Source organism: Arthrobacter sp. P1_A5 (genome assembly GCF_056406825.1).
The window spans coordinates 1-4,065 of the sequence record NZ_JBFTZL010000255.1 but is presented as its reverse complement, the minus strand read 5'-3'; the positions used below and the strand labels follow the sequence as shown (position 1 = coordinate 4,065).

The 4,065-nt window shown below is 66.5% G+C and carries 5 protein-coding genes; all 5 read right to left on the bottom strand.

What is annotated here, in order from left to right:
* On the bottom strand, positions 1 to 314 hold a 314-nt coding region (locus tag AC1D1S_RS19775; RefSeq protein ID WP_476995286.1), incomplete at its 3' end, for an LLM class flavin-dependent oxidoreductase.
* 35 nt (positions 315 to 349) lie between these two features.
* Positions 350 to 1,297: a TauD/TfdA dioxygenase family protein gene (locus AC1D1S_RS19770; protein WP_243177490.1), complete on the bottom strand. Its 948-nt coding sequence runs from the start codon at positions 1,295 to 1,297 to the stop codon at positions 350 to 352.
* Positions 1,298 to 1,322: 25 nt separating this feature from the next.
* Positions 1,323 to 2,213: an ABC transporter permease gene (locus AC1D1S_RS19765; protein WP_028276294.1), complete on the bottom strand. Its 891-nt coding sequence runs from the start codon at positions 2,211 to 2,213 to the stop codon at positions 1,323 to 1,325.
* Positions 2,213 to 3,151, bottom strand: a complete 939-nt coding sequence (locus AC1D1S_RS19760) for an ABC transporter ATP-binding protein (protein ID WP_243177488.1) — start codon at positions 3,149 to 3,151, stop codon at positions 2,213 to 2,215. Before AC1D1S_RS19760 ends, AC1D1S_RS19765 begins: the two co-directional genes overlap by 1 nt.
* The coding region (locus AC1D1S_RS19755) for an ABC transporter substrate-binding protein (RefSeq protein WP_476995285.1) at positions 3,148 to 4,065 on the bottom strand (918 nt) is incomplete at its 5' end. The genes AC1D1S_RS19760 and AC1D1S_RS19755, both read right to left, overlap by 4 nt.

Sequence of the window (4,065 nt, the reverse complement as noted above, 5' to 3'; positions counted from 1 at the left end):
CCGCTGATGTGGTCCACGGAGGCAAACCGGCGGGCCAGGTTGTAGGGGTCGTTGTAGGTGGTGGACGCCGTGGCGATCAGCCCGATGCGGTCGGTGACGGCGGCGATGGCGGCGAGCAGGACGGTCGGCTCGAGTGTGCCGTAGGGCCGCTGGCCGACGTCGCCGTGAAGCACCGGTGAGTCCGCGAAGAAGATCGAATCGAACGTCCCGCGTTCCGCCGTTCGGGCCAGCCGCTGGAAATGCGCGACGTCCGTCCCCGCGAAACTGTCGCTTTCCGGCAGCCGCCACGAGGCCTCGTGGTGACCGGTGCTCATGAGGAACGCGTTCAGGTGCAGCTGCCGTGCCCCGCTCACAGCTGAACTCCGGGAACGCCGGCGCGCAGTTCGACCGTCTCGGAATAGGTGGAGGAATCGCCCTGGATGGACGTGCTGCTGCGTCCGTCGACGCCCTTGGGTACGTCGCCGGCCACCGTGACCCGGTTCAGCTGCCGGGGCTGGCCGTCATAGTTGTCCGGGGCGTAGTGCTGGGTGATGCGGTTGTCGAACAGCACCAGCTGGTCCGGTTCCCAGTTGACGCGGACCACGTTCTCGGGGCGGGTGACGTAGGCCTGGAGCAGCCGCAGGATGTCCTTGGATTCGGTGTTGGACAGTCCCACGATGCGCAGCCTTTGGGCGAAGCCGCCGATGAAGAGGCCGCGCTCCCCGGTCAGTGGGTGGACCCGGACCACGGGGTGGGCAGTCTCGAAGTGGATCCGGGTGAATTCCTTCCGCCGCTCACCGGCGCTGGCGTGCTCGAGGTTTTTCGGCACGGAGTAGTCGTAATCATTGGTGTGGACGGCCCACAGGGTATCGGCGAAGTTCCGCAGCTCGTCCGGCAGATCGGCGTAGGCTCCGGCGGCCGAGGCGATCAGGGTCTCCCCGCCGTAGGCCGGCAAGGTGATGCTGCGCAGGGTGGAGGCCTGCGGCGGGTTCACGACGAACGTGACGTCGGTGTGCCAGTTGTTCGCGCTGCCGTTTTCGCTGTCCACCGGCAGGACGGCAGGTTTTCCCTCGACGGAGGCCACCGTGGGGTGGGCCTGGGTGAGCGGGCCGAAGCGGGCGGCGAAGCGGACCTGGGCTTCGTCGTCGCGGACGTTGGCGTCCCGGAAGACCAGGGCCTTGTGCGTGTTCAGGGCTTCACGGATCTGGGCGATTGTGGCGTCGCTGAAGTCGCTGCTGAGGTCCAGGCCGCGGATCTCGGCACCGATGCGGGCGCTGAGTTTCCGGAATTCGAGGCGGGTTTGGGTGGTTATGGACATGGTGGACTCCTTTGGTCTGCGGGGGTTAGTTCGACTGGGATCCGACGGCGGTCCGCCACCGGGAGAAGTGCCGTTCGACGGCGACCAGCAGGTAGTTGACCAGCAGGCCGAGCAGCGAGACGGTGAGGATTCCGGCATACATGTCCGGGATCAGGAAACTGGACTGGGCGTTGACGATCAGGTACCCGAGGCCCGCCTTGGCACCGACCATCTCCGCCGCAATGAGCACCAGGATCGAGGACGTTCCGGCCATCCGGATTCCGGTGAAAATGGTCGGCACCGCCGAGGGAAGGATGACCTTCAGGAACAGGCGGAAGTTGGAGAGTCCCAGCGAGCGGGCGGCCCGGACGAGCAGCGGGTCTACGGTCCTGACGCCGGCGATGGTGTTCAGCAGCACGGGGAAGAACGCGGCGTAAGCCACGATGCTGATCTTGGAAGTCTCCCCGATCCCCAGCAGGAGGGTGAAGACCGGGAGCAGCGCCAGCGCCGCGGTGTTCCGGAAGACCTCCAGCAGTGGGTTGAGGAACCGGTCAAGGGACCGGTACCAGGCGACCARCAGGCCAAGGGCGACGGCGAAGACCACGGCGATACCGAAGCCGCTGGCGGAGCGGGTCAGGCTGGCTGCCAGATGGTTCTGCAGTTGGCCCTTGGCGATGAGTGATCCCAGTGCCCGCAGGACCTCGTGCAGCGGCGGGAGGAAGACCCTGGTCGAGGCCGTGGCGAGGTAGGTTGGGCCCAGTTCCCAGAGCAAGAGGAACAGCACAATTGCGCCCGAGGCCCAGATCCCGCGCCCGGCCCTGCGGGCTCCGGAACGGGCCACGGCGGGAAGGCGTCGGGTTGCGGCGGGCTGTGGGGGCCGCCCAGTAGCGGCTGTAGCGGGCGCAGTCAGGTCTTTGGTCAGTGTTGGTGCGGTCATCAGGCGGCCCTTCCCTTGCTGAGCTGTCCCTTGCTGGGCTGTCTCTTGCTGAGCTGCGGTGCCTCGTCGGGCGCGGACCCGTCGGGCCGGATCTTGGCATGCCCGGCTTCCTGGGCTTTCCGGACCTCGTCGTGCAGCAGCGACCAGACTTTGTGGCGGTGTTCGATGAAGACAGCGTCGGAGCGCACGTCCCGGTCACCGCTCCGCTCCCCCAGGTCAATGTCGACAATCTGCTTGAGCCGGCCTGGTCGGGAGCTGAGCACGGCGACCCGCTGGCCCAGGTACACAGCCTCGTCGATGCCGTGGGTGATGAAGATGATGGTCTTGCCCGTGGAGCGCCAGATGCGCAGGAGTTCCTCCTGGAGCTGTTCCCGGGTCTGGGCATCCAGCGCTGCGAACGGTTCATCCATGAGCAGGACGTCCGGCTCGTACGCGAGGCTCCGTGCGATGGCAACCCGCTGCTTCATGCCGCCGGAAAGCTCATGGGGATACCGGTCCTCGAAACCGGAGAGGCCGACGAGCTCAAGGTAGTGGCGGGCCTTGTCGGCACGTTCCCTCCGGCTCAGGCGGCGCCCGTCGCTGCCGGTTCCTTCGAGGCCGAAGGCGACGTTGGCGGCCGCGGTGCGCCATGGGAAAAGGGCGTACTGCTGGAAGACGACTGCACGGTCGCGGCCGGGCCCGGTCACCTCCTTGCCGTCCACGAGCACCTGGCCGGCGTCCGGCCGGGTGAGCCCGGCGAGGAGGTCCAGGAGGGTGGTTTTGCCGGAGCCGCTCGGCCCGACCAGAGTAATGAACTCGCCCGCGGCGACGTCCAGGGTGATGCCCTCCAGCGCCGTCAGGGTGGAGCCCTCGGGCTGGTCCTTGCTGGGCCGGACGGTGAACTGTTTCCCGACGTTGCGGAGGCTGATTTTCGGCGTCGGTCCGGCACCGCGGGTCATGATGCCGCCCCGTTCAGCAGTCCGTTGAAATCGTTGGTGTAGTACTTGGACGGGGTGATCCCGCCGCTGACGATGCCGGTGTCGTTCAGCCATGCTGACCAGCGGGTGAAGTCCTGGTCGCTGATGGCCCCCTTGGACGGGACTCCGACGCTCTTCCAGTACTTCAACGCCGCGGTGCTTTCGGAGCGCTGACGCTTGTTGATGATGTTCGTAAACCGCGCGATCACCTCGTCGCGGGGGGTGGTGCGTTCCCATTCGATGGCCTTGGCCACACCGGTGGTGAAGATCTTCGTGGTTTCCGGGTTTTTCTCGATGAAGTCCTTGCGCAGGACGTACTGGCCGCCGGCGAAGGTTCCAAAGAGTTCGAAGTCGCTGAACAGGGACCGCAGGCCGCCCGTGGCGACAGCGTTATCCTGCAGCACTCCGCCGAGCGCCCCGACGTCGACTTGGCCGCGGCGGATGGCCTCCTCGGTGTCGTTGGGCGGAACGACGACGAGCTGTACCTGCCTGATTTCCTCCTGCGACAGTCCATTCTTCTTCAGGTAGCTGTTGATCACGGCGTCCGCATGGGCGCCCAGGGTGTTGACGGCGATCTTCTTGCCGATCAGATCCCGCGGCGTCCGGATCGGACTGTCCTGGGTGACGTAGAAGCCGTTGAACGTCTTCTCGTCCTCGCCGTAGTAGTTGATCACCGCAGTGACCGGCGCGCCGGCTTCGATGAGCTTGACCACGGCGCCGGAGAAGGCGCCGCCGAAGTCGGTGGCTCCTGTCGCGGCTGATTGGATGCTCGCCGGCCCGCTGATGGTGTTGCCCACCCAGTTCAGCTTGACGTCGCCGAGGTAGCCGAGGTCCTCGGCCAGCTCCGGCAGGCTCACGTTGTTGGCCGAGCCCTCGTAGCGGAGTTCGGTCACTTC